Genomic DNA, 18,553 nt, shown 5'->3' with positions numbered 1-18,553 from the left:
CCGTCCCCAGGCCTCACTGGGTGGTACTACTCACTCAGACGCTCCCCCGCGGCGTCGCCGGATCGCGAGCGCGGAGGCGAGACCGCCGACGAGGAGCAGCGCGCCTCCGGCCCACAGCAGCGGAGCACCGTCGAAGCCGCTCTTCGCGAGCCCACGGCCACCGGCTGATGCCGGGGTCACCGGGGTGACCGGCTTCTGCGGGATCGTGACCGTCACGGAGTCCTCGGCGCACTGGGTCACGTCGGGCACGTCATCGCCCGTCGACTCACCCCAGCACACCTCGCCCGTGTTCACGACGCTCGTCGCGGTCGCACCCTCGTTGAGATGCACCGAGAGCGTGACCGGCGGGGCGGTCGGCAGGTTCGGCCCGAGCACCCCGAGCAGATCGCAGCGCAGCGTGCCGCCATAGCCGGCGCTGTTCTGGCCGGTCACCGTGCAGTTCTCCCAGCGCGGGAACGCCGGCTCGGGAGCGGTCGCGATCGAGTCGACGCGCAGGTCCGACGGGATCTCGTCGACCAGCTCGACCGGCTCGGCCGCTCCGGTGCCCACGGACGACACCTGCAGCATGTACGAGAAGTTCGTCCCGGGAGCCGCGTTCGTCACGCTCGACGTCTTGTCGATGACGAGCTCGGCGGGACGCTCGATCTCACAGCTCGGCATAGCCATGGGGTACAGCGCGAGCACGGTCTGCGACGGGTTCACCGAGAACGTGATGCTCGCCGGATTCTCCATGTCGCGCCAGGGATAGGTCGGCACGGTCTCGTCGAGGATGAGGTCGAGGAACCGCTCTCCGGGCACCGGCGGATTCGTCAGGTCCTGCTCGGTGAGCGGCCGCCAACCGGGCCACTGGTACGGGATGCCGTTCTCGTCGACCGCTGCGCCTGGCCAGAGGAGTCGCCCGGTGAGCGCGTCGAGCTGGATCGGCTCCGTGGTGAGTGTGCCGTCACCCGAGGTCCAGGTCACGGTCACAGGGCCGGCGGGCACCGACGGCGTCGCCTGGATGTCGAAGTACAGCCACGGCACGTCGTTCACGCAGCGCACGTACGCACCGGCGTCGATGCGCTTGACCGGGATCTCGTCATCGTCGCACCAGGGCGCCGAGACCCACCCGGGCACGCCCACGCATGCTTCGTTCGGAAGCGGGGACTCGTCGAGCGGCGGCAGCACGGGCGCCGGGTCGTCGGACCCGACCGCGGGCGGCGTCTGCACCGGATCCGACTCGAGCATCCGCACCGGGATGAAGACGGTCACGACGTCACCGGTGTCGAACGCCCCGTCGAACGTGGCGTAGAACTCGGGGTCCGTCACCTCGGAGACCTGCGTCCAGCCTGCGGCCGGCTCGAAGGTCGCCGGTCCGGTCTGCTCGAGCTGGTCGTCGATGAGGTCGCCGAGTGACAGGCCCGTCACGGGCATGCCGACGTTGGTGATCGTGACCTGCCACGAGAACTCGTCGCCGGCCTCGACCGCGTCACCGCTCCCTGGCGGCAGCTGGTGGGTCTTCACGACCTCGAGCTCGACGTTCGGCTTCGCGGTGTTCGTGATCTCGCACGTGACGCTGCGGCCGGACTTGAGCCTCACGGCTCCGTCAGTGACGGGGGTGTAGCCACAGGTCCAATCGGAGGCCTCGTACCAGTCGGGCACGAGCGGGTTGGTCGAGACCGGCGAGCGGATCTCGCTGAGGTTCCAGAGGCCGGCCGAGACGATGATGCTCACGCCGTCTTCGTTGCCGGTCGCCTCGACCCGCTGCGGGTTCAGGCCGATGGTCTCGGCGAGGAGCAGCCAGTCGGCGGCCTCGGCGGGATCGACGGCAAGCCCTTCGATCGGTGTGTTGTCGACGTGCTTCACCAGGGTCAGCTCGGCGACGTCCGGCGTGACGCAGTCGCTGGCCGTACGCCAGCCGCCCGCGAACTCGAGGACCACGCTGTTGCGGAATCCGCCCGACCACTTCTCGTGCTTCTGGCACTTGTACGTGCCGTCGTCGAACGACGCCTGGGTCACGGTGGCGAACACTCGGACCGTGTACTCGTGGGTCGATCGCGCCGGGATCTGCACGCGGTCGGCGAGCTGGGCCTCGAGGTCGTCGGGGAGGTCCGTCCACTCGCCGTCCGTGTTGTTGGGGCCGGTCCACTCCGCCGCCTCGAACCTGATGCCGTCGCCGAACCGGTCGAGCGAATCGGTGAGGCTGTACTTGGTGGCGTACCGGCCGTCGTTCTCGACCGTGACCGCGTACTCGACCCGCCAGCCGGCATCGCCGAGCGGGACCAGGTCGGTGACCTCCTTGGAGACCGTCAGGCCGTCGTGCGATGCCTCGGCCTCGTCATCATCGTGCGACCCGCCGGATCGCGCCGCGTCTCCCGACGGTGCCGTGCCGGCCGGAACGTCGGCGGGCTCAGCCGGGTCGGCCTCGCCCGCGGGCGGCGCCTCAGCGGGCGGGGCCTCAGCGGGCGGGGCCTCAGCGGGCGGGACCTCAGCGGGAGGAGTCTCGGCCGGCACCTCGGCCGGCGGGGTCTCGGTCTGCGGCGTCTCAGGTGCGGGCTCGGCCGGTGGTTCCGCGGCCGCACCCGGCTCGTCGGCCGCCGTCACGACACCCGCCTCAGGCTCGGTCGGGGTGTCGGGCGCCGGGCCGGCCTCGGTGGCCTGCGCCTGTGCGGCGGCGGCCGGATCGAGGGGCACCTCCTCGGCCGTCGCCTGCATCGGCAGGCCCAGCACGAGCAGCGAGCCGGCGGTCGCCGCCACCAGCGCGGTGGCGAGGCCGGTTCGGCGACGGCGCCGGGTCGGGGTGGTCGGATCTGAGTCGGAATTGGTCCGTGTACGGAGGAACATCGTCGAACTTTCTGCGATCGGGATGGACACACCGGCACTCTCAGGGGCATTGCGGGTGCACAGCACGCACGAGTCAACTCCGTGTCACGGAAACCCGACAGATCCTCACTGCCACCAGTACGGGGGGCACGCGCTCACGGCAAGTCGCGCATGACCTGGGATTCTTGGCGACACGTCCCCCGAAGTGGGGGTACACGTTTCTGAGCCCGCCTCAGATCCTCGATCGAGCCTCCGACTCGGCCGGCCTCCGTCGATAGGGTGACGGTGTGGGCGATCGTGCACCTGGCAACGGCCGAGGCGAGCAGTCGGGCGATCCCGGCGACGGCCAGCGCGCCACGCCGGTCGACCGGGTCCGCGATCAGCTCGGCGACGCGGGCCGCGACGCCAAGGAGCGGATCGACGACCTCCGCGAGCGGTTCGACCCGCAGATCCAGCGCGTGACCACCCTCACCGAGCGCACGCTCGCGTTCTTCCCCGTGCGCGTCTGGCGGCGATTCCTCGCGCAGAACGGCTTCATCCTCTCGGCCGGCATGAGCTATCAGGCGCTGTTCGCGGTGTTCGCGGCCGTCTACGTGATCTTCGCGGTCGCGGGCATCTGGCTGACCGGCAACGAAGACGCGATGAAGGCGTTCGTCGCGCTCGTGAACACGTACGCGCCCGGACTCATCGGTTCGGACGGCGTGATCAGCGAGCAGGAGCTGCAGGGGGTCGCGACCGCCTCGACGAGCCTGTTCGGGCTGACCGGCGCGGTCGCCCTCGGCGGCCTGATCTGGACCGCGATCAGCTGGATCACCTATGCACGCATGGCCGTGCGGTCGATGTTCGGCCTGCCCAAGGACATGCGCAACTACGTGCTGCTGAAGACCCGCGACTTCCTCGCGGGCTTCGCGTTCGGCGCGGTGCTCCTCCTCGCCGCCGTGCTCTCGATCGCGACCACGTCGTTCCTCGACTGGCTGGTCGGCGTGCTCGGCTGGAGCATCGACTCGGCCTGGACGAGCGCGGCGGTCCAGTTCGGCGCGCTTCTCGTGGTGTTCGTCATCGACACCCTCGCGCTCGCCGTCATGTTCCGTTTTCTCTCGAACGCGGCGCTGGCGTGGCGACGCATGTGGGTCGGCTCGCTCCTCGGATCGTTGGGCCTGTCGGTGCTGCAGATCTTCGGTGGCCTGCTGCTCTCGGGCGCCGGCAAGAACCCCTTGCTCGCGACGTTCGCCGTCTTCATCGGTCTGCTCCTGTGGTTCCGGTTGACGAGCATCGTGATCCTCGTCGCCGCCGCCTGGATCGCGGTCGAGGCGGCGGACGCCAACGAATCGCTGCGGAAGCTCACGCCCGAGCAGCGCGAGGCCGAGCGCCGCCGGCGCGAGCAGGAGGCGCTGCTGGTCGCGGCGAAGGTCCGGGTGCGGATGTCTCGCGAGGAGCTCGACGCCGCGAACTGGGTGATGCGTCCGCTCGCCAAGCGCCGCCTGACGCAGGCCGAGGCCGAGCTCGAACGGCTCGAGGCCGAGCAGACGAAGCGGCCCGGTGCATCGCGTCCGACCTCGCGGTCGGCCGCGAACGGGCGCAAGCCCGGCCGCGACTGACGCGAGCATGTCGGCGGGCTCCCCTAGGATCGAATCCATGCCAGCCAAGCCCCTCCGCATCGCCACCGCCAATGTGAACGGGGTCCGCGCGGCCTTCCGGCGCGGCATGGGCGACTGGCTCGCGACGCGCGACATCGACATCCTCGCCCTGCAAGAGGTCCGTGCGTCGACCGACGATCTCACCGCGCTTCTCGGCGACGAGTGGGACGTGCTGCACGACCCCGCGACCGCCAAGGGCCGGGCCGGCGTCGCGATCGCGAGCCGCAACGCGGCGCACATCCACCGCGTCGAGCTCGGCGCCACCGACTTCGACACCGCGGGGCGCTGGCTCGAGGCCGACTACGAGGTCGGCGACCGGATCGTCACGGTGGTGAGCGCGTACGTGCATTCCGGTGAGGCCGACACCCCGAAGCAGGTCGACAAGTACCGCTTCCTCGACGCGTTCGAGGCGCGTCTGCCCCAGCTCGCCGAGCACAGCGAGCTCGCGGTCGTCATGGGCGACCTGAACGTCGGGCACCGCACGCTCGACATCAAGAACTGGAAGGGCAATGTCAAGCGCGCGGGCTTCCTCCCCGAAGAGCGCGCCTATTTCGACCGGTTCGTGGGTGCCGAAGGCGACGATCGCGCCAACGCCGGCGCCGGGCTCGGCTGGGTCGACATCGGCCGTCGTGCTGCGGGTGACGTGCCGGGCCCGTACACGTGGTGGTCGTGGCGGGGCAAGGCGTTCGACAACGACGCGGGCTGGCGCATCGACTACCAGCTCGCGACGCAGGCCCTCGCCGACACGGTGGTGTCGTATCAGGTCGACCGCGCAGCGGCGTACGACGAGCGATGGTCCGACCACGCACCCGTCGTCGTCGATTACGCCATCTGACCCCAAGGACCTCACTCATGACCACGAATCGCCCCGTCGTCTTCTCGGGCATGCAGCCCTCGAGCGACTCGCTCCACCTCGGCAACTATCTCGGCGCCCTCGTCAACTGGGTCGCGCTCCAAGACGAGGTCGACCCCGTCTACTGCGTCGTCGACCTGCACGCCATCACGGTCGCGCAGGAGCCGGCCGCGCTGCGGGAGAGCACGCGCCGCACGGCCGCGCAGTACCTCGCCGCGGGCATCGACCCCGAACGGTCGACGTTGTTCGTGCAGTCGCACGTGCCGGCGCACGCCGAGCTCGCGTGGGTGCTCGGCACCATGACGGGCTTCGGCGAGGCGAGCCGGATGACCCAGTTCAAGGACAAGTCGCAGCGGTTCGGCGCCGAGGCGACGACCGTGGGCCTGTTCACCTACCCCGTGCTCATGGCGGCGGACATCCTGCTGTACGACACGAACCTCGTGCCCGTCGGTGACGATCAGCGCCAGCACCTCGAGCTCACGCGTGACCTCGCGGGCCGGTTCAACTCCCGGTTCGGCGACACGTTCCGCATTCCGGAGGCGTTCATTCCGAAAGAGGCGGCACGCATCTACGACCTGCAGGACCCGACCGCGAAGATGTCGAAGTCGGCGAACTCCGACGCGGGGCTCGTGCGCCTGCTCGACGACCCGAAGGTGACCGCGAAGAAGTTCCGCAGCGCGGTGACCGACGCGGAGCGCGAGATCCGATACGACCTGCAGGCGAAGCCGGGCATCTCGAACCTGCTCGACATCTACGCGACGGTGTCCGGCCGGAGCATCCCCGAGCTCGAGGCCCAGTACGCCGGCCGCGGCTACGGCGACCTGAAGAAGGACCTCGCCGACGCCGTGGTCGAGCGGCTCGCGCCGATCCGGGAGCGGACGCTCGAGCTCATGGAAGATCCGGCCGAGCTCGACCGCATCCTCGCGTTCGGCGCCGAGAAGGCCGCCGAACGGGCGGAACGCAAGCTCGCCGAGGTGTACGAGCGTGTCGGCTTCGTCCGCCGCGGGCGCTGAGCGTCCGGGCCTCGACGTGCAGGTGGAACCGACCCCGGTTGTGCTGTTCGACCTCGACGACACCCTCATGGCCCACCGCGAGGCGGTCGAGGCGGGCATCGTGCAGCACATGCGTGCGCTCGCATACGAGGGCGACGAGGCCGCGGCGCGGCGATTGTGGCACGCCCTCGAAGAGGAGCACTATCACGCGTACCTCGCGGGCGAGCTGACGTTCGAGGGCCAGCGGCGGGCCCGCGCGATCGCGTTCGCCGCGGCGTACAGCGTCGCGCTGGCCGATGACGATGCGGGCGAATGGTTCGCCCGGTACTTCGAGCACTATCGGGCGTCGTGGGCCCTGCACCCCGACGCACTGCCGGTGCTCGACGAGCTCGGGCGTCTGCTCCCCGGAGTCCGGTTCGGCATCATCACGAACGGCGAGCTCGACTTCCAGACCGCGAAGCTCGTGCAGCTCGAGCTGCCCGGTCGCTTCGCGCACGTGATCGCCTCGGGCGCCGTCGGCGCGGCGAAGCCCGATGCCGCGATCTTCCGGCACGCGCTCGACGTGTTCGCCGCCGATGCCCCGGTCCGAACGGCCGCCTACATCGGCGACCGCCTCCGGACCGACGCCATCGGCGCCGCGCACGCCGGCCTGATCGGCGTCTGGCTGAACCGCCGCGGCGACACGCCCTCGCCCGAAGACGACGCCGACGCCGAGGCCGCCGGCGTCCTCGAGATCACGAGCCTCGCCCAGCTCCCCGCGCTCCTCGCCCCTTCGCTGGTCGAGTAGCGAAGCGTATCGAGACCCGATTCTCGCGCGCCGACACCGGCCCCCTCCGCTGGTCGAGTAGCGAAGCGTATCGAGACCCGGTGATTACGCGCCGACGCAGGCGTACGGGTCTCGATACGGCGCTGGCGCGCCTACTCGACCAACGGTGGGCGAACGATCAGGCGGCGATGGATGCCTCGGCGAGACGCATGCCATGCCGCTCCGACAGCACGCGCACCGTCAAGGCGATCTCGGCCGCGCGGCGCGCGCCGTCCCAGCCGAGCTCGTCGCCGGCGATCTCCGCGAGCTCGTCGAGGAGCGGCATCGTCACGTCGCCCGTGAAGGCGAGGCTCGTCCGCCGCTGCACCACGTCGAGCAGGTGCGCGACGTGCTCGTGCCGCACGAGCCAGGCGACCTCACCGCGCGTGTACCCGTCGTGGTGCGTCAGCACCGCGTCATCCATGCCTTCGAGGTCCGCGATGATCGCCTCGGCCCGCGTGCCGTACCGTTCGAGCAGCGTCTCGGCGCGTTGGCGGCCGACCTCGTCGCCGTGCGCGACGACCCAGACGCGGCGCGCGTCCTCGGTCATCGGGTACCCGGCACCGCCGCCGATCGCGAGCCCGGCCGTCGAGCGCACGCGCTCGCGGCCGAGCAGCCCGAGCACGTCGTTCGCGAGGTGTTCGGCGAGCGCACGGAACGTGGTCCACTTGCCGCCGACGAGGCTCAGCAGCGTGGTGCCCGGCCGCTCCGGGACATCCGCCCGCTCGATGCGGTAGTCGCGCGAGACGAAGCCGGGTTGCGTGTCGTCGTGCCGCGGCAGCGGCCGCACGCCCGAGAACCGGTAGACGATCTGCGAGCGGTCGACCGCGATGTCCGGGAACACGTGCGTGATGAGGTCGAAGAAGTAGTCCACCTCGTCTTCAGTGCAGATCGCGGGCTCGCGCATGTCGTGCTCGAGGTCGGTCGTGCCGACCATGACCCGCCCCTTGAGCGGGTAGATGAGCACGATGCGGCCGTCCTCGTGCTCGAAGAATATCTCGCGACCGTCGGTCGCGGCGAGCAGCTCGGGGTGGTCGAGCACGATGTGCGAGCCCTTCGTGCCGCCCATGTACCGGGTCGGCCGGCCGAGCTCGGCGTTCGTGAGGTCGGTCCACGGGCCCGACGTATTGACCACGACGTCGGCGGCGAGGTCGAACTCGACCCCGGTCTCGCGGTCGCGCACGCGCACGCCGTCGGCGCCGAGCCCGACCGCCTCGACGGAGTTCACGGCGCGTGCGTGCGGCCCCGCCGCGAGTCCGTCGTGCAGCACGTCGAGCGCGAGGCGCTCGGGATCGTGCATGCTCGCGTCGAAGTACGTCGCGGTGTATTTCACGCCGCGGTTCAGTGCGGGCAGCTCGGCGCGCGAGCGCTTCGCGCCGAGGAAGCGATGCCGCGGCACGCTGCCGCCGTCGCGCGAGAACGCGTCGTAGATCGTGAGGCCGGTCTTGATGAGCAGTGCGCCGCGCTCGCTGGGCTTGCCCGACGTGTGCGTGAGGAAGCGCAGGGGCGCGGAGAACAGCCCGGAGAAGGTCGAGAAGATCGGCACGGTCGTGCGCAGCGGCTTCACGTAGTGCGGCGCGATCTTGATGAGCGCGTTACGCTCGGTGACGGACTCCTGCACGAGCCGGAACTCGCCGTTCTCGAGGTAGCGCACGCCGCCGTGGATCATGTGCGACGACGCGGCGGATGCCCCGGAGACGAAGTCGTTCCGTTCGACGAGCACGACGGGCACGCCCTGGAGCGCGAGGTCCCGGAAGGTCGCGATGCCGTTGATGCCGCCGCCGATGATGACGACGGACGCCGTGGGCTCGGCGCGGAGCGCGGCCACCGCGGGACGTTCGGCGGCGGGTGCGAGGCCGTCGCCGGCGAGGGGCATCGTGGAGGACATGGATCGTCCTTTCGCGTGAGACTGTGCCGGGTTCACGGCGCGGTTGCGACGACGGCCCCGGATGTGGATGAATACATCGTGAACCGCGCCGAACACTCTTTCAAGCCAGCTGCACATACGTGCAGACGCACCTCGGGGATGCCGCCATGACCGACCGTCAGTCCGACCGCGATGCACTCAGCCCGAAGACGCGAGAGGCGCTCCGCGCCGCCCAGCTCTACTACATGCAGGACCTCACGATGGATGCGATCGCGAAGGAGCTCGGCACCTCGCGCTCGTCGATCTCGCGGCTCCTGAGCCACGCACGCGACAGCGGGCTGGTCGAGATCACCATCCACTCGCCTCTCGACTCCCCCGGGCGGCTCGAGCACGACCTGCTGCAGGCCCACGGCATCACGGCGCACGTCGTGCCCGTCCCCGACCATGTCACCGATGTCGACCGGCTCGAGCGCGTCGCGCTCACCGCTGCACGGATTCTCGGCCGCTTCGTCGACTCCAACCAGGTGATCGGCGTCGCGTGGGGGTCGACGATGGGTGCGCTGAGCCGGCACCTCGTGCCCAAGCCCACGCACAACACCGAGATCGTGCAGCTGAACGGCGCGGGGAACGTCCGCACGACGGGCATCGTCTATGCGAGCGAGATCCTGCGCCGGTTCGGCGACGCGTTCGGTGCGCACGTGCAGCAGTTCCCCGTGCCGGCGTTCTTCGACGACGCGGCCACGAAGGAGGCGTTCTGGCGTGAGCGCAGCACGCGGCGGCTGCTCGCGCTGCAGGCCCGGCTCGACCTCGCGGTGTTCGGCCTCGGCTCGCCCTTCGCCGAGGTGCCGAGCCACGTGTACCAGGGCGGGTATCTGGAGCGGGCCGACTACGAGTCGCTCAGCCGCGACGGCGTGGTCGGCGACGTCGCGACCGTGTTCTACCGGGCCGACGGCAGCACCGATGGCATCGCGCTGAACGCGCGCGCGACGGGCCCGGCGTTCCGCGTCCTGCGGCGGGCCCCTCGTCGCGTCTGCGTCGTCTCCGGCCCGGCGAAGCTCGCGAGTCTGCGCGGCGCACTCGCCGCGAAGCTCATCACCGACCTCATCGTCGACGAGACCACGGCGCGCGCCCTCGTCGACGCCGCCTGACCTGCGCCGCTGCATCCACATCGAACGGTCGCAGATGGCGGGTGCGGCGCGGCAGCACCCGCCATCTGCGACTTCTCGGCTAATTTGGCCTCGTCCGCCCGGTCTGGCGACGCCCCGTGACGGGAATAACGCACACATCCATACGTTGGCCTAGAATCGAACACGACAAACGTGCTCCGGGGTCGGTGAAAATCCGAGCCGGCGGTAACAGTCCGCGAGCCGGGAAGGCGCGACCGCAGGTCGCGAACGAACGGTTGAGCCGGTGGAATTCCGGCACCGACGGTGAAAGTCCGGATGGGAGGCGGCACGTGTCGGCGCTGCTCGTCAGCGCCGAGTCCGGCGCAGCCGGAACCATCCCCGGAGCCTGAAGACAGGATTCGGGATGATCGCGAGCACCGCGCGTACGGCCACGGCGCCGACGGCCGAGGGCGACGCGATGCTCCGCGCGCTCGAGCTGGCCACTCTCGGCCCGGCCCACGGCGTGAACCCCCGGGTCGGATGCCTCGTGCTCGCGCCCGACGGACGCGTGCTCGCCGAGGGCTGGCACCGCGGGGCGGGCACCGCGCACGCCGAGGTCGATGCGCTCGGCAAGCTTGCGCCCGGCCAGGCGGCGGGTGCGACGGCCGTCGTCACGCTCGAGCCCTGCAACCACACGGGTCGGACCGGCCCCTGCTCCGAGGCGCTGATCGAGGCCGGGGTCGCACGCGTGGTCTACGCGGTCGCCGACCCGGGCGCGCGGTCGTCGGGCGGAGCCGAGCGTCTGCGCGCCGCGGGCGTCGAGGTGGTCGCGGGCGTGCTCGCCGACGAGGTCGAGGCGTTCCTCGCGGACTGGCTGTTCGCGGCTCGGCACGGCCGCCCGCGGGTGACCGTCAAGTGGGCGTCCACGCTCGACGGCCGTGCCGCAGCGGCCGACGGCAGCTCGCAGTGGATCACCGGCCCCGCGGCGCGCTCCGACGTGCACCGCCGGCGTGCCGGAGCCGACGCGATCGCGGTCGGCACGGGCACGCTGCTCGCCGACGATCCGGCCCTCACCGCGCGCGACGGCGACGGTGCCCTGCTCGCACATCAGCCGGTGCCGGTCGTGTTCGGGCGCCGGGCGGTGCCGGCCGAGGCGCGGCTGTCGAGACATCCGCAGCCCGTGATCCAGCTCGAGGGGCGCGAGCTCGGCGCCGATCTCGCGACGCTCCACACCCGAGGCATCCGCTCGCTCTTCGTCGAGGGCGGCCCGACGCTCGCGAGCGCGTTCCTCGCGGCCGGGCTCGCCGACGAGCTGCTCGTGTATCTCGCGCCCGCCCTGCTCGGCGGGCCGCGCCTCGCGATCGGCGACCTCGGGGTGCCGAGCATCGGCGAGGCGCTCCGATTCGACTTCGCCGCCATCGAGCGGCTGGGCGACGACCTGCTGGTCGTCGCCAACCCGGTCGCAGCGCGCGCCGCGCGCGACACGGCCGACCCCACGGAAGGGAACTGACATGTTCACCGGAATCATCGAGGAGCGCGGACTCATCACGCGCGTCGAGCGCAGCACCGATGCCGCGCGGCTCACCGTGCGCGGGCCGCTCGCCGTCGAGGGCGCACGCCACGGCGACTCGATCGCCGTCTCGGGCGTGTGCCTCACGGTCGTCGACTTCGACGCCGAGTCGTTCACGGCCGACGTCATGGCCCAGACGCTCGCGATGTCGACGCTCGACGACGCCCGCGAGGGGCTCGCGGTCAACCTCGAGCGCGCGGCCCGCGTGGGCGACCGGCTCGGCGGGCACATCGTGCAGGGGCACATCGACGGCACCGCGCGCGTGCTCGAGATCCGGCCGGGCGAGGCTTGGCGCGTCCTGCGCTTCTCGCTCGACGAGGCGCATGCCCCGCTCGTCGTCGACAAGGGCTCGATCGCGGTCGACGGCGTGTCGCTCACCGTGAGCGCGATCGGCGACGACGTCGACGGATCCTGGTTCGAGGTGTCGCTCATCCCGGAGACGCTCACGGCGACGACGCTCGGCGAGCGCGTGGTCGGCGACGCGGTCAACATCGAGACCGACATCCTCGCGAGGCACGTCGAGCGGATGCTCCGACTGGAGGGTCGTCGCTCGTTGCCGTCGTCCGTCGCCGAACCGGCCGTCACCGCGATCGGAGGTGCCGCATGAGTCTCGCCAGCATGCCCGAGGTGCTCGACGCGCTGCGCGCGGGCAAACCCGTGATCGTGGCCGACGACGAGGCCCGCGAGAACGAGGGTGACGCGATCATGGCCGCCCAGTTCGCGACGCAGGAGTGGATCGCGTGGATGGTGCGCCACACGAGTGGCTACCTCTGCGCACCCATGCCGAACTCGCTCGCCGACCGGCTCGAGCTGCCGATCATGGTCGAGCGCAGCGAGGACGTTCGCGGCACCGCGTACACGATCTCGGTCGACGCGGCCGACCGTGTCTCGACCGGGATCTCGGCCGCCGACCGCGCGCACACGCTGCGCGTGCTCGCCGACCCGGCGTCGACGCCCGACCGGCTCATCCGCCCGGGCCACATCCTGCCGCTGCGCGCGGTCGACGGCGGTGTGCTCGAACGCACCGGCCACACCGAGGCCGCGGTCGACCTCATGCGGCTCGCGGGCCTCGCCCCGGTGGGCGTGATCGGCGAGGTCGTCGCCGATGACGGCGAGATGATGCGCCTGCCCGGGCTGATCGAGCTCGGCGAGCGCGACGGCCTGCCGGTCACGACCGTCGCCGCCCTCGTCGACTGGATCCGGGAGCACGGCGGGTCGCGCGAGGCCCCGGGTGGGGCGGCGGACGCCGCTCCCGCGATCGACGAGTCCTCCCCCGTGCGCTTCGAGGTGGAGACCAGCCTGCCGACCGAGCATGGTGCGTTCCGGGTCAGGGCGTACCACGACCGGCAGACCGGCGCCGACCACGTCGCGATCATCGCCGGAACCCCCGAGGCCGACCCCGAGGGCGCGGTCGTGCGTGTGCACTCCGAGTGCCTGACGGGTGAGGCGTTCGGCTCGCTGAAGTGCGAGTGCGGGCCGCAGCTGGACACCGCGCTCGAGCAGATCCAGCGCACGGGCGGTGTCGTCGTCTACCTCCGCGGGCACGAGGGCCGCGGCATCGGCCTGATCAACAAGCTGCGCGCCTACCGGCTGCAGGAGGGCGGGCTCGACACGCTCGACGCGAACCTCGCGCTCGGCCTGCCGATCGACAGCCGCGACTACAGTGCCGCGAGTGCGATCCTCATGGATCTCGGCGTGCGCCGGGTGCGGCTGCTGACGAACAACCCCGAGAAGGTCGCGCAGCTCGAGGCCCGCGGCATCGAGGTGACCGAACGCCTGCCCCTCGTCGTCGGCGTCGGCGCCGGCAACCAGGGCTACCTTGAGACCAAGCGTCGGCGCATGGGCCACGCGATCGATGACGGCCAGCTGGCGGATGCCTCGGCCGCAACCCTGCTGGAAGGACACGCCTCATGAGCGGCAAGGGCTCGCCCAAACTCGACGACCACGGCCTCGACATCGACGGGACCGGGCTCGAGGTGGTGATCGTCGCCGGCAGCTGGCACGACGAGATCACCGACGGCCTCATCGCCGGGGCGACCGCCACGCTCGACGCGGCGGGCGCATCGCACCGGCTCGTGCGGGTGCCGGGCAGCTTCGAGCTGCCGGTGGTCGCGAAGGCGGCGCTCGAGGCCGGAGCCGACGCAGTCGTGGCGCTCGGTGTGATCATCCGCGGCGGCACGCCCCACTTCGAGTACGTGTCGTCGGCGGCGACCGACGGGCTCACGCGGGTCGCGCTCGACACGGGCAAGCCCGTCGGGTTCGGGGTCCTGACGCTCGACGACGAGCAGCAGGGCCTCGACCGTGCCGGACTGCCGGGCTCGAAGGAGGACAAGGGCCGCGAGGCGGCCGAGGCCGCGGTGGCCACCGCACGCGCGTTGCGCGCGCTGCGCGCGTAGCATCCGTCTGCGGATCACCGTTCGTCGCAGCATCCGTACCGTTCGTCGCGCTCGGCTCGCCCGCCGGGCGCGACGCGCGTATGGTGATGCGGTTGCCACAAGCGACGATTCCTTCGCTCCGCCGCCCGGACCACGCCTGACCGACGTTCCCCGCCGCGGGCACGTCCCACCAGCACCACGGAGTCATTGCAGGCGATGTCCTCACCCACCACCGCGGCCTCGGCCGCACACACCGGTACCACCCCGGCCAACCCGCGCAGCCGGGTCATCCTGGCCAGCCTCATCGGCACGACGATCGAGTTCTACGACTTCTACGTCTACGCCACGGCGGCGGTCCTCGTCTTCCCGCACCTCTTCTTCCCCACCGGTGACGCGACCACCGCGCTGCTGTCGTCGTTCGCCGTGTTCGGCGCCGCGATGGTCGCCCGCCCGCTCGGCGCGGTCATCTTCGGCCACCTCGGCGACAAGCACGGCCGCAAGGCCACCCTCGTCGGCGCGCTGCTCACCATGGGCATCGCGACGTTCCTCATCGGTGTGCTGCCGACGTATCAGCTCGTCGGCTGGTTCGCGCCGCTGCTGCTCGTGCTCCTGCGCATCGGCCAGGGCTTCGCGCTCGGCGGAGAGTGGTCGGGCGCGGCGCTCGTCGCGACCGAGAACGCCCCGAAGGACAAGCGCGCCTGGTACGGCACGTTCCCGCAGCTCGGCGCGCCGATCGGCTTCATCATCGCCAACGGGCTCTTCCTGATCATCGCGGCGCTGCTGCCGTCGGACGACCCGTCGATGCCGTCCCAGGCCTTCCTCGACTGGGGCTGGCGCATCCCGTTCCTGTTCTCGATCGTCATGGTCGCCGTGGGCCTGTGGGTGCGCCTGCGGCTCGTGGAGTCGACCGCGTTCTCGAAGGCGACCAAGCAGGGCAAGATCCAGCGCCTGCCGCTCGCGACCGTGTTCAAGGGCTACTGGAAGCAGCTCATCCTCGGCACGTTCTTCATGCTCGCGACCTACGTGCTCTTCTACCTCATGACGACGTTCTCGCTGTCCTACGGCCGCGCGCCGATCGAGGCCGCCGCGGGCGCGCTGCCGGGCCTCGGGTACTCGTACAACACGTTCGTGCTCATGCTCATCGGCGGCGTCGTGTTCTTCGGCATCTTCACGCTGCTGTCGGGCCCGTGGGCCGACCGCTGGGGCCGCCGCCGCACGCTCATCTGGGTCACGCTGGGCATCATCGTGTTCGGCCTCGTCTGGGTGCCGATGCTCGGCGCCGGCTTCTGGGGCGTCATGGCGTGGCTCATCGTGGGCTTCGCGCTCATGGGCATGACGTTCGGCCCGATGGGCGCGCTGCTGCCCGAGCTGTTCCCGACGAACGTGCGCTACACGGGCTCGGGCATCTCGTACAACGTGTCGTCGATCCTGGGCGCCGCGGTCGCGCCGTTCATCGCGGTCGCGCTGTGGCAGGCCGGCGGCGGCAGCCCGTTCTGGGTCGGCATCTATCTGTCGGTCATGGCCGTGCTCACGCTCATCGCGCTCCTCGTCTCCAAGGAGACGAAGGACGTCGACATGGACGCCTGACGCGCCTGCGTTCCTCGCGATGAGCGGGGCGGATGCCTCGGCATCCGCCCCGCTCGTGCGTTGGGCCACTCACTCGATCGGCGGTGTACGCTCAGCCTCGGACACGAGGGATGTCCGTGAGGCCGACGATGATCTCAGGTGACGGTGAGAGGTACCTGGCGTATCCGACCACGGTCACGACGCTTTCGTGCGTGTGCTGCGCCCCGACGATATCTCGGACGGCGACCGTCCCTGGCTGTCGACCGGCTTCCCCTAACGCTTCAGCGATCTCCGAGACCCCGTAGTCGAAATCGAACTCCCCGCCTTTCCGCTCGAACATGAAGTCATGGACGTGCGTGGCAAGATACGGCTCGACCGAGAACTCTCTCCGCGCCAGCGGCTCACGAAGCCAGGTTCGTACCGCGACGTCGTGGAATCCGGTGGGAATCGCGGACCGACGATAGAGGGCATCGATATACCGCTCGTAGGGCGATTCGCCAGGGTCGCTCGATCCTGCCCATGCCAGGCCGATGAAGTCCATCGCAGGGAAGCCCACGAGTCCCGCGATGCGGCCGCGGTATTTCTCGATCAATCGCGCTTCCCGTTCGGCTGCCATGCGAAAAGCGAACTCGCGGGGACCTTCTTGCATCACTCCGCTCCAGCTCAGGTACTCGCCGTCGGGCCACCCGAGTAGCAGACTGCACCGGTGATCAGAGTTGCATACGAACCAGGGGTCACCCGCCGCAGCACTCGAACAGACCAATTCATGGTCACACTCCTCGCCGGTCCCTTGGGGACCGCCAGAACATGATTCGGCACGGATCTGTGCCCAATGAACTTTCGGCTGCGAGAGCGATATCCACTAGTCGGCCTTAATGCGGTCTAATATGTCGACATATTGTCGGGCATGAGTGAAGTTCATTCGCCGCTCCACCATTCGATTCCTGACCAGCCTCTGCGGCCTCGCGTTGAGCGCATGCGCGGTACGGCCTCGTGCCAAGACGGGGTTGTGCGCAAGGCCTTCAAGACGCGGGGCGACGCGCCTAACATGGCTCGCGGAGGGTGGCCGAGTCGGAGTCGGCATCGTCGACGCTCGGCGCCCGGTTCGGGAGCGCGCGCATGATGAACACCACGATGGACATGATGAAGGACGCCATGTCGACGACCCAGATGAAGGGCGCGGACATGGCGATGATGCAGGAGTGTATCGAGGCCCTCTCCGCGTGCGAGCAGGCGTGCGTCATGTGCGCCGACGCCGACGCCGGCGAGGGCATGGCGCGGTGCGCCGGCATGTGCGCGAACTGCGCGGACCTCAGCGGCACCATGATGCGGATGATGCTTCGCATGAACGGCTGGGACATGGCCGTGATGATGTCGGCGATGGAGACGACGATGGCCATGTGCCGAGCCTGCTCCGCCGAGTGCATGATGCACGCCGAGATGAGCGAACACTGCCGCATGTGCGCGATGGCCTGCGATCAGGCCGCCATGGCGCTCGAGAAGATGCTCGGCTCCATGCGGGAGATGATGCCGGGCATGTGACGCACGCCGCGCCGAACCGGTTCGGCCGCCGGTCGCGCCGCCTCAGGCGTCGGCGACGCTGAACCGGTTCCCGGCGTGCGCGAGCACGCCAGCTGTGTTCGTCACGCGTCGGCGACGCTGAACCGGCCTTCCGCGTGCGCAAGCACGCCATACACGGCGTGCAGGGCGACGGGCTCGCCGACGGCGAGGACGTCGCCGAGGGCGGCGTGATGCCAGAGGCGACGGATGCCTCCCCCGAGGTCGGCCACGACGATGAAGCCGTCGCGGTCGACGTCGACGACGATCGCGTCGATCCACTTGCTCGGGGTCGCGTGCGCGAGCCGAGCCTGCACGGCGTTCACACCGTGCCCGGGGCGATCGCTCGAGCAGGCCTCATGCGTCTCGCAGCCGCGCATGCCCATGACCCGGCCGGCGTGGGCCTGGGCGGTGGCGTGCGGTTCGCGGTACGACATGAGAGCTCCTTGGAATCGGGTGCGAGCGACGATACGCCCGTGCGCCCGAGATGTCGCCGAGGGGCGTCACACACCGAAACACACCTCGGCCGGGAATAGCCGAGCAGGCTCGCGATGTCCGGTATACTGCTATTGTATCCGCACCGCGTCTCCGCACCGCGTCCGCACGTAATCCGCGGCGTGATCCATGGTCGAGCAAAAAGGACCCGCATATGAACCGCACCATCCGCCGCACGGTCACCGGACTGTGCGCAGCCCTCGTCGGCGCGACCGTGTTCGCCGCCGCAACACCGGCGAACGCCGCCGATTCCGCATTCGAAGCGCCCGACGGCCAGATCCGCTCCGTGGTCGAGCGCGGCGCGATCTTCCCCACCCCGCGCGCAGTCAGTCCGATCGGGGAGGTCGCGCCGGGCACCTCGGTCGAGGCGTACTGCGGGTTCGTCAACGAGGGCGCGGAATGGGTCAAGATCAACCAGGGCGGCACGTTCGGGTTCATCCGGAGCAGCGCGCTGGACACCCGCACCCACGGCCTGCCGGCGACCTGCCCGAGCGAGGTCGAGACCGTGCGGATCCCGACCTTCGGATTCGATTTCCAGCCCACGCAGTCCTTCGTGCCGGTGCCCGAGTTCAGGTGCCCGGCCACGTATCCCTTCCTTCGCGACTTCAAGGCGCACGACACCCTGGAGCGCATCACGCCCGGCGTGACGGTGCAGCGCGCCGAGGGCGAGGGCATCGTCGTCGACACCGGACTCCCGATCTACGACACCTCGGACGCCTGGCGAATCATCGGCTACACGGGCGGCTCGATGAGCAACTACGGCGGGACCCAGTCCGCCGGGCTGATCGCCAGCTGCACGAGCAACCCCGAGAAGGCCGCCACATTCTGGTGATCCAGCACCGCAGCACGGTGCACAGCACGGTGCCCGGCATCCCGCAGCGCGCGGATGCCGGGCACCGTCGCGTGAACCACCGGGCAGCTGCGTCAA

The 18,553-nt window shown here is 70.4% G+C and carries 16 protein-coding genes and 1 riboswitch; of the genes, 12 read left to right on the top strand and 4 right to left on the bottom strand.

Going from position 1 to position 18,553, the window contains the following annotated elements; translation table 11 throughout:
* Positions 1 to 30: 30 nt before the first annotated feature.
* Positions 31 to 2,736, bottom strand: a complete 2,706-nt coding sequence (locus RH864_RS10770) for a hypothetical protein (protein ID WP_310517552.1) — start codon at positions 2,734 to 2,736, stop codon at positions 31 to 33.
* A gap of 353 nt (positions 2,737 to 3,089) precedes the next feature.
* Between RH864_RS10770 and RH864_RS10765 the strand changes: the two genes are divergently transcribed.
* Genes RH864_RS10765 through RH864_RS10750 form a run of 4 tightly spaced genes read left to right on the top strand, consistent with a single transcriptional unit; the run spans position 3,090 to position 7,071 of the window.
* Positions 3,090 to 4,400 (top strand): YihY/virulence factor BrkB family protein, encoded by a 1,311-nt coding sequence (locus RH864_RS10765; RefSeq protein ID WP_310517551.1) that lies wholly within the window; start codon positions 3,090 to 3,092, stop codon positions 4,398 to 4,400.
* A gap of 37 nt (positions 4,401 to 4,437) precedes the next feature.
* Entirely contained in the window at positions 4,438 to 5,274 is an 837-nt protein-coding gene (locus RH864_RS10760; RefSeq protein WP_310517550.1) for an exodeoxyribonuclease III, read from the top strand.
* A 17-nt stretch (positions 5,275 to 5,291) separates the two neighbouring features.
* Positions 5,292 to 6,305: a tryptophan--tRNA ligase gene (gene trpS, locus RH864_RS10755; protein ID WP_310517549.1), complete on the top strand. Its 1,014-nt coding sequence runs from the start codon at positions 5,292 to 5,294 to the stop codon at positions 6,303 to 6,305.
* Positions 6,277 to 7,071, top strand: coding sequence for an HAD family hydrolase (locus RH864_RS10750; protein ID WP_310517548.1), 795 nt, complete (start codon positions 6,277 to 6,279; stop codon positions 7,069 to 7,071). The genes trpS and RH864_RS10750 overlap by 29 nt, the downstream gene beginning before the upstream one ends.
* A gap of 157 nt (positions 7,072 to 7,228) precedes the next feature.
* Here RH864_RS10750 and RH864_RS10745 read toward each other — a convergent pair whose 3' ends face one another.
* Positions 7,229 to 8,977: a glycerol-3-phosphate dehydrogenase/oxidase gene (locus RH864_RS10745; protein ID WP_310517547.1), complete on the bottom strand. Its 1,749-nt coding sequence runs from the start codon at positions 8,975 to 8,977 to the stop codon at positions 7,229 to 7,231.
* Between the two features lie 146 nt (positions 8,978 to 9,123).
* Here RH864_RS10745 and RH864_RS10740 point away from each other — a divergent pair, with 146 nt between their 5' ends.
* The 6 genes from RH864_RS10740 (at position 9,124) to RH864_RS10715 (ending at position 15,594) form a co-directional block, all read left to right on the top strand.
* Positions 9,124 to 10,104 (top strand): sugar-binding transcriptional regulator, encoded by a 981-nt coding sequence (locus RH864_RS10740; RefSeq protein ID WP_310517546.1) that lies wholly within the window; start codon positions 9,124 to 9,126, stop codon positions 10,102 to 10,104.
* A gap of 167 nt (positions 10,105 to 10,271) precedes the next feature.
* Positions 10,272 to 10,416, top strand: a riboswitch (FMN riboswitch).
* 70 nt (positions 10,417 to 10,486) lie between these two features.
* Complete coding sequence (gene ribD / locus RH864_RS10735) at positions 10,487 to 11,572, top strand: bifunctional diaminohydroxyphosphoribosylaminopyrimidine deaminase/5-amino-6-(5-phosphoribosylamino)uracil reductase RibD (protein ID WP_310517545.1); 1,086 nt, start codon at positions 10,487 to 10,489, stop codon at positions 11,570 to 11,572.
* Position 11,573: 1 nt separating this feature from the next.
* Positions 11,574 to 12,239 carry a riboflavin synthase gene (locus RH864_RS10730; RefSeq protein ID WP_310517544.1) on the top strand — a complete coding sequence of 222 codons (666 nt, stop codon included), beginning with the start codon at positions 11,574 to 11,576 and terminating at the stop codon, positions 12,237 to 12,239.
* Positions 12,236 to 13,546, top strand: a complete 1,311-nt coding sequence (gene ribA, locus RH864_RS10725) for a GTP cyclohydrolase II (RefSeq protein ID WP_310517543.1) — start codon at positions 12,236 to 12,238, stop codon at positions 13,544 to 13,546. The genes RH864_RS10730 and ribA overlap by 4 nt, the downstream gene beginning before the upstream one ends.
* Positions 13,543 to 14,028: a 6,7-dimethyl-8-ribityllumazine synthase gene (gene ribH, locus RH864_RS10720; protein WP_310517542.1), complete on the top strand. Its 486-nt coding sequence runs from the start codon at positions 13,543 to 13,545 to the stop codon at positions 14,026 to 14,028. The genes ribA and ribH overlap by 4 nt, the downstream gene beginning before the upstream one ends.
* Positions 14,029 to 14,223: 195 nt before the next feature.
* Positions 14,224 to 15,594: an MFS transporter gene (locus RH864_RS10715; protein WP_310517541.1), complete on the top strand. Its 1,371-nt coding sequence runs from the start codon at positions 14,224 to 14,226 to the stop codon at positions 15,592 to 15,594.
* A gap of 91 nt (positions 15,595 to 15,685) precedes the next feature.
* Here the strand turns inward: RH864_RS10715 and RH864_RS10710 are convergent, their stop codons facing one another.
* Positions 15,686 to 16,189, bottom strand: coding sequence for a hypothetical protein (locus tag RH864_RS10710; protein WP_310517540.1), 504 nt, complete (start codon positions 16,187 to 16,189; stop codon positions 15,686 to 15,688).
* 446 nt (positions 16,190 to 16,635) lie between these two features.
* On the opposite strand from RH864_RS10710, the gene RH864_RS10705 reads away from it, so the two are divergent.
* Positions 16,636 to 17,115, top strand: a complete 480-nt coding sequence (locus RH864_RS10705; RefSeq protein ID WP_310517539.1) for a hypothetical protein — start codon at positions 16,636 to 16,638, stop codon at positions 17,113 to 17,115.
* A gap of 101 nt (positions 17,116 to 17,216) precedes the next feature.
* On the opposite strand, the gene RH864_RS10700 is transcribed toward RH864_RS10705, so the two are convergent.
* The gene (locus RH864_RS10700) at positions 17,217 to 17,567 is read right to left on the bottom strand and encodes a hypothetical protein (protein ID WP_310517538.1); all 351 of its coding nucleotides are present in this window, start codon (positions 17,565 to 17,567) and stop codon (positions 17,217 to 17,219) included.
* Positions 17,568 to 17,779: 212 nt separating this feature from the next.
* Here RH864_RS10700 and RH864_RS10695 point away from each other — a divergent pair, with 212 nt between their 5' ends.
* The gene (locus RH864_RS10695; RefSeq protein WP_310517537.1) at positions 17,780 to 18,457 is read left to right on the top strand and encodes a hypothetical protein; all 678 of its coding nucleotides are present in this window, start codon (positions 17,780 to 17,782) and stop codon (positions 18,455 to 18,457) included.
* Positions 18,458 to 18,553: the final 96 nt, after the last annotated feature.

The sequence above is a fragment of the Agromyces aerolatus genome, from assembly GCF_031432255.1.
GTDB lineage: Bacteria > Actinomycetota > Actinomycetes > Actinomycetales > Microbacteriaceae > Agromyces.
The sequence above is the reverse complement of the archived record's forward strand: the minus strand, read 5'-3'. Positions and strand labels throughout refer to the sequence as shown.

What these genes read in the sequence shown, in the direction of transcription:
- RH864_RS10715 (WP_310517541.1), top strand. Translation starts at nt 14,224, where the DNA reads ATGTCCTCACCCACCACCGCGGCCTCGGCCGCACACACCGGTACCACC.
- ribH (WP_310517542.1), top strand. Translation starts at nt 13,543, where the DNA reads ATGAGCGGCAAGGGCTCGCCCAAACTCGACGACCACGGCCTCGACATC.
- RH864_RS10745 (WP_310517547.1), bottom strand. Translation starts at nt 8,977, where the DNA reads ATGTCCTCCACGATGCCCCTCGCCGGCGACGGCCTCGCACCCGCCGCC.
- RH864_RS10700 (WP_310517538.1), bottom strand. Translation starts at nt 17,567, where the DNA reads ATGTCGTACCGCGAACCGCACGCCACCGCCCAGGCCCACGCCGGCCGG.
- RH864_RS10710 (WP_310517540.1), bottom strand. Translation starts at nt 16,189, where the DNA reads ATGGCAGCCGAACGGGAAGCGCGATTGATCGAGAAATACCGCGGCCGC.
- RH864_RS10760 (WP_310517550.1), top strand. Translation starts at nt 4,438, where the DNA reads ATGCCAGCCAAGCCCCTCCGCATCGCCACCGCCAATGTGAACGGGGTC.
- trpS (WP_310517549.1), top strand. Translation starts at nt 5,292, where the DNA reads ATGACCACGAATCGCCCCGTCGTCTTCTCGGGCATGCAGCCCTCGAGC.
- ribA (WP_310517543.1), top strand. Translation starts at nt 12,236, where the DNA reads ATGAGTCTCGCCAGCATGCCCGAGGTGCTCGACGCGCTGCGCGCGGGC.
- ribD (WP_310517545.1), top strand. Translation starts at nt 10,487, where the DNA reads ATGATCGCGAGCACCGCGCGTACGGCCACGGCGCCGACGGCCGAGGGC.
- RH864_RS10730 (WP_310517544.1), top strand. Translation starts at nt 11,574, where the DNA reads ATGTTCACCGGAATCATCGAGGAGCGCGGACTCATCACGCGCGTCGAG.
- RH864_RS10695 (WP_310517537.1), top strand. Translation starts at nt 17,780, where the DNA reads ATGAACCGCACCATCCGCCGCACGGTCACCGGACTGTGCGCAGCCCTC.
- RH864_RS10740 (WP_310517546.1), top strand. Translation starts at nt 9,124, where the DNA reads ATGACCGACCGTCAGTCCGACCGCGATGCACTCAGCCCGAAGACGCGA.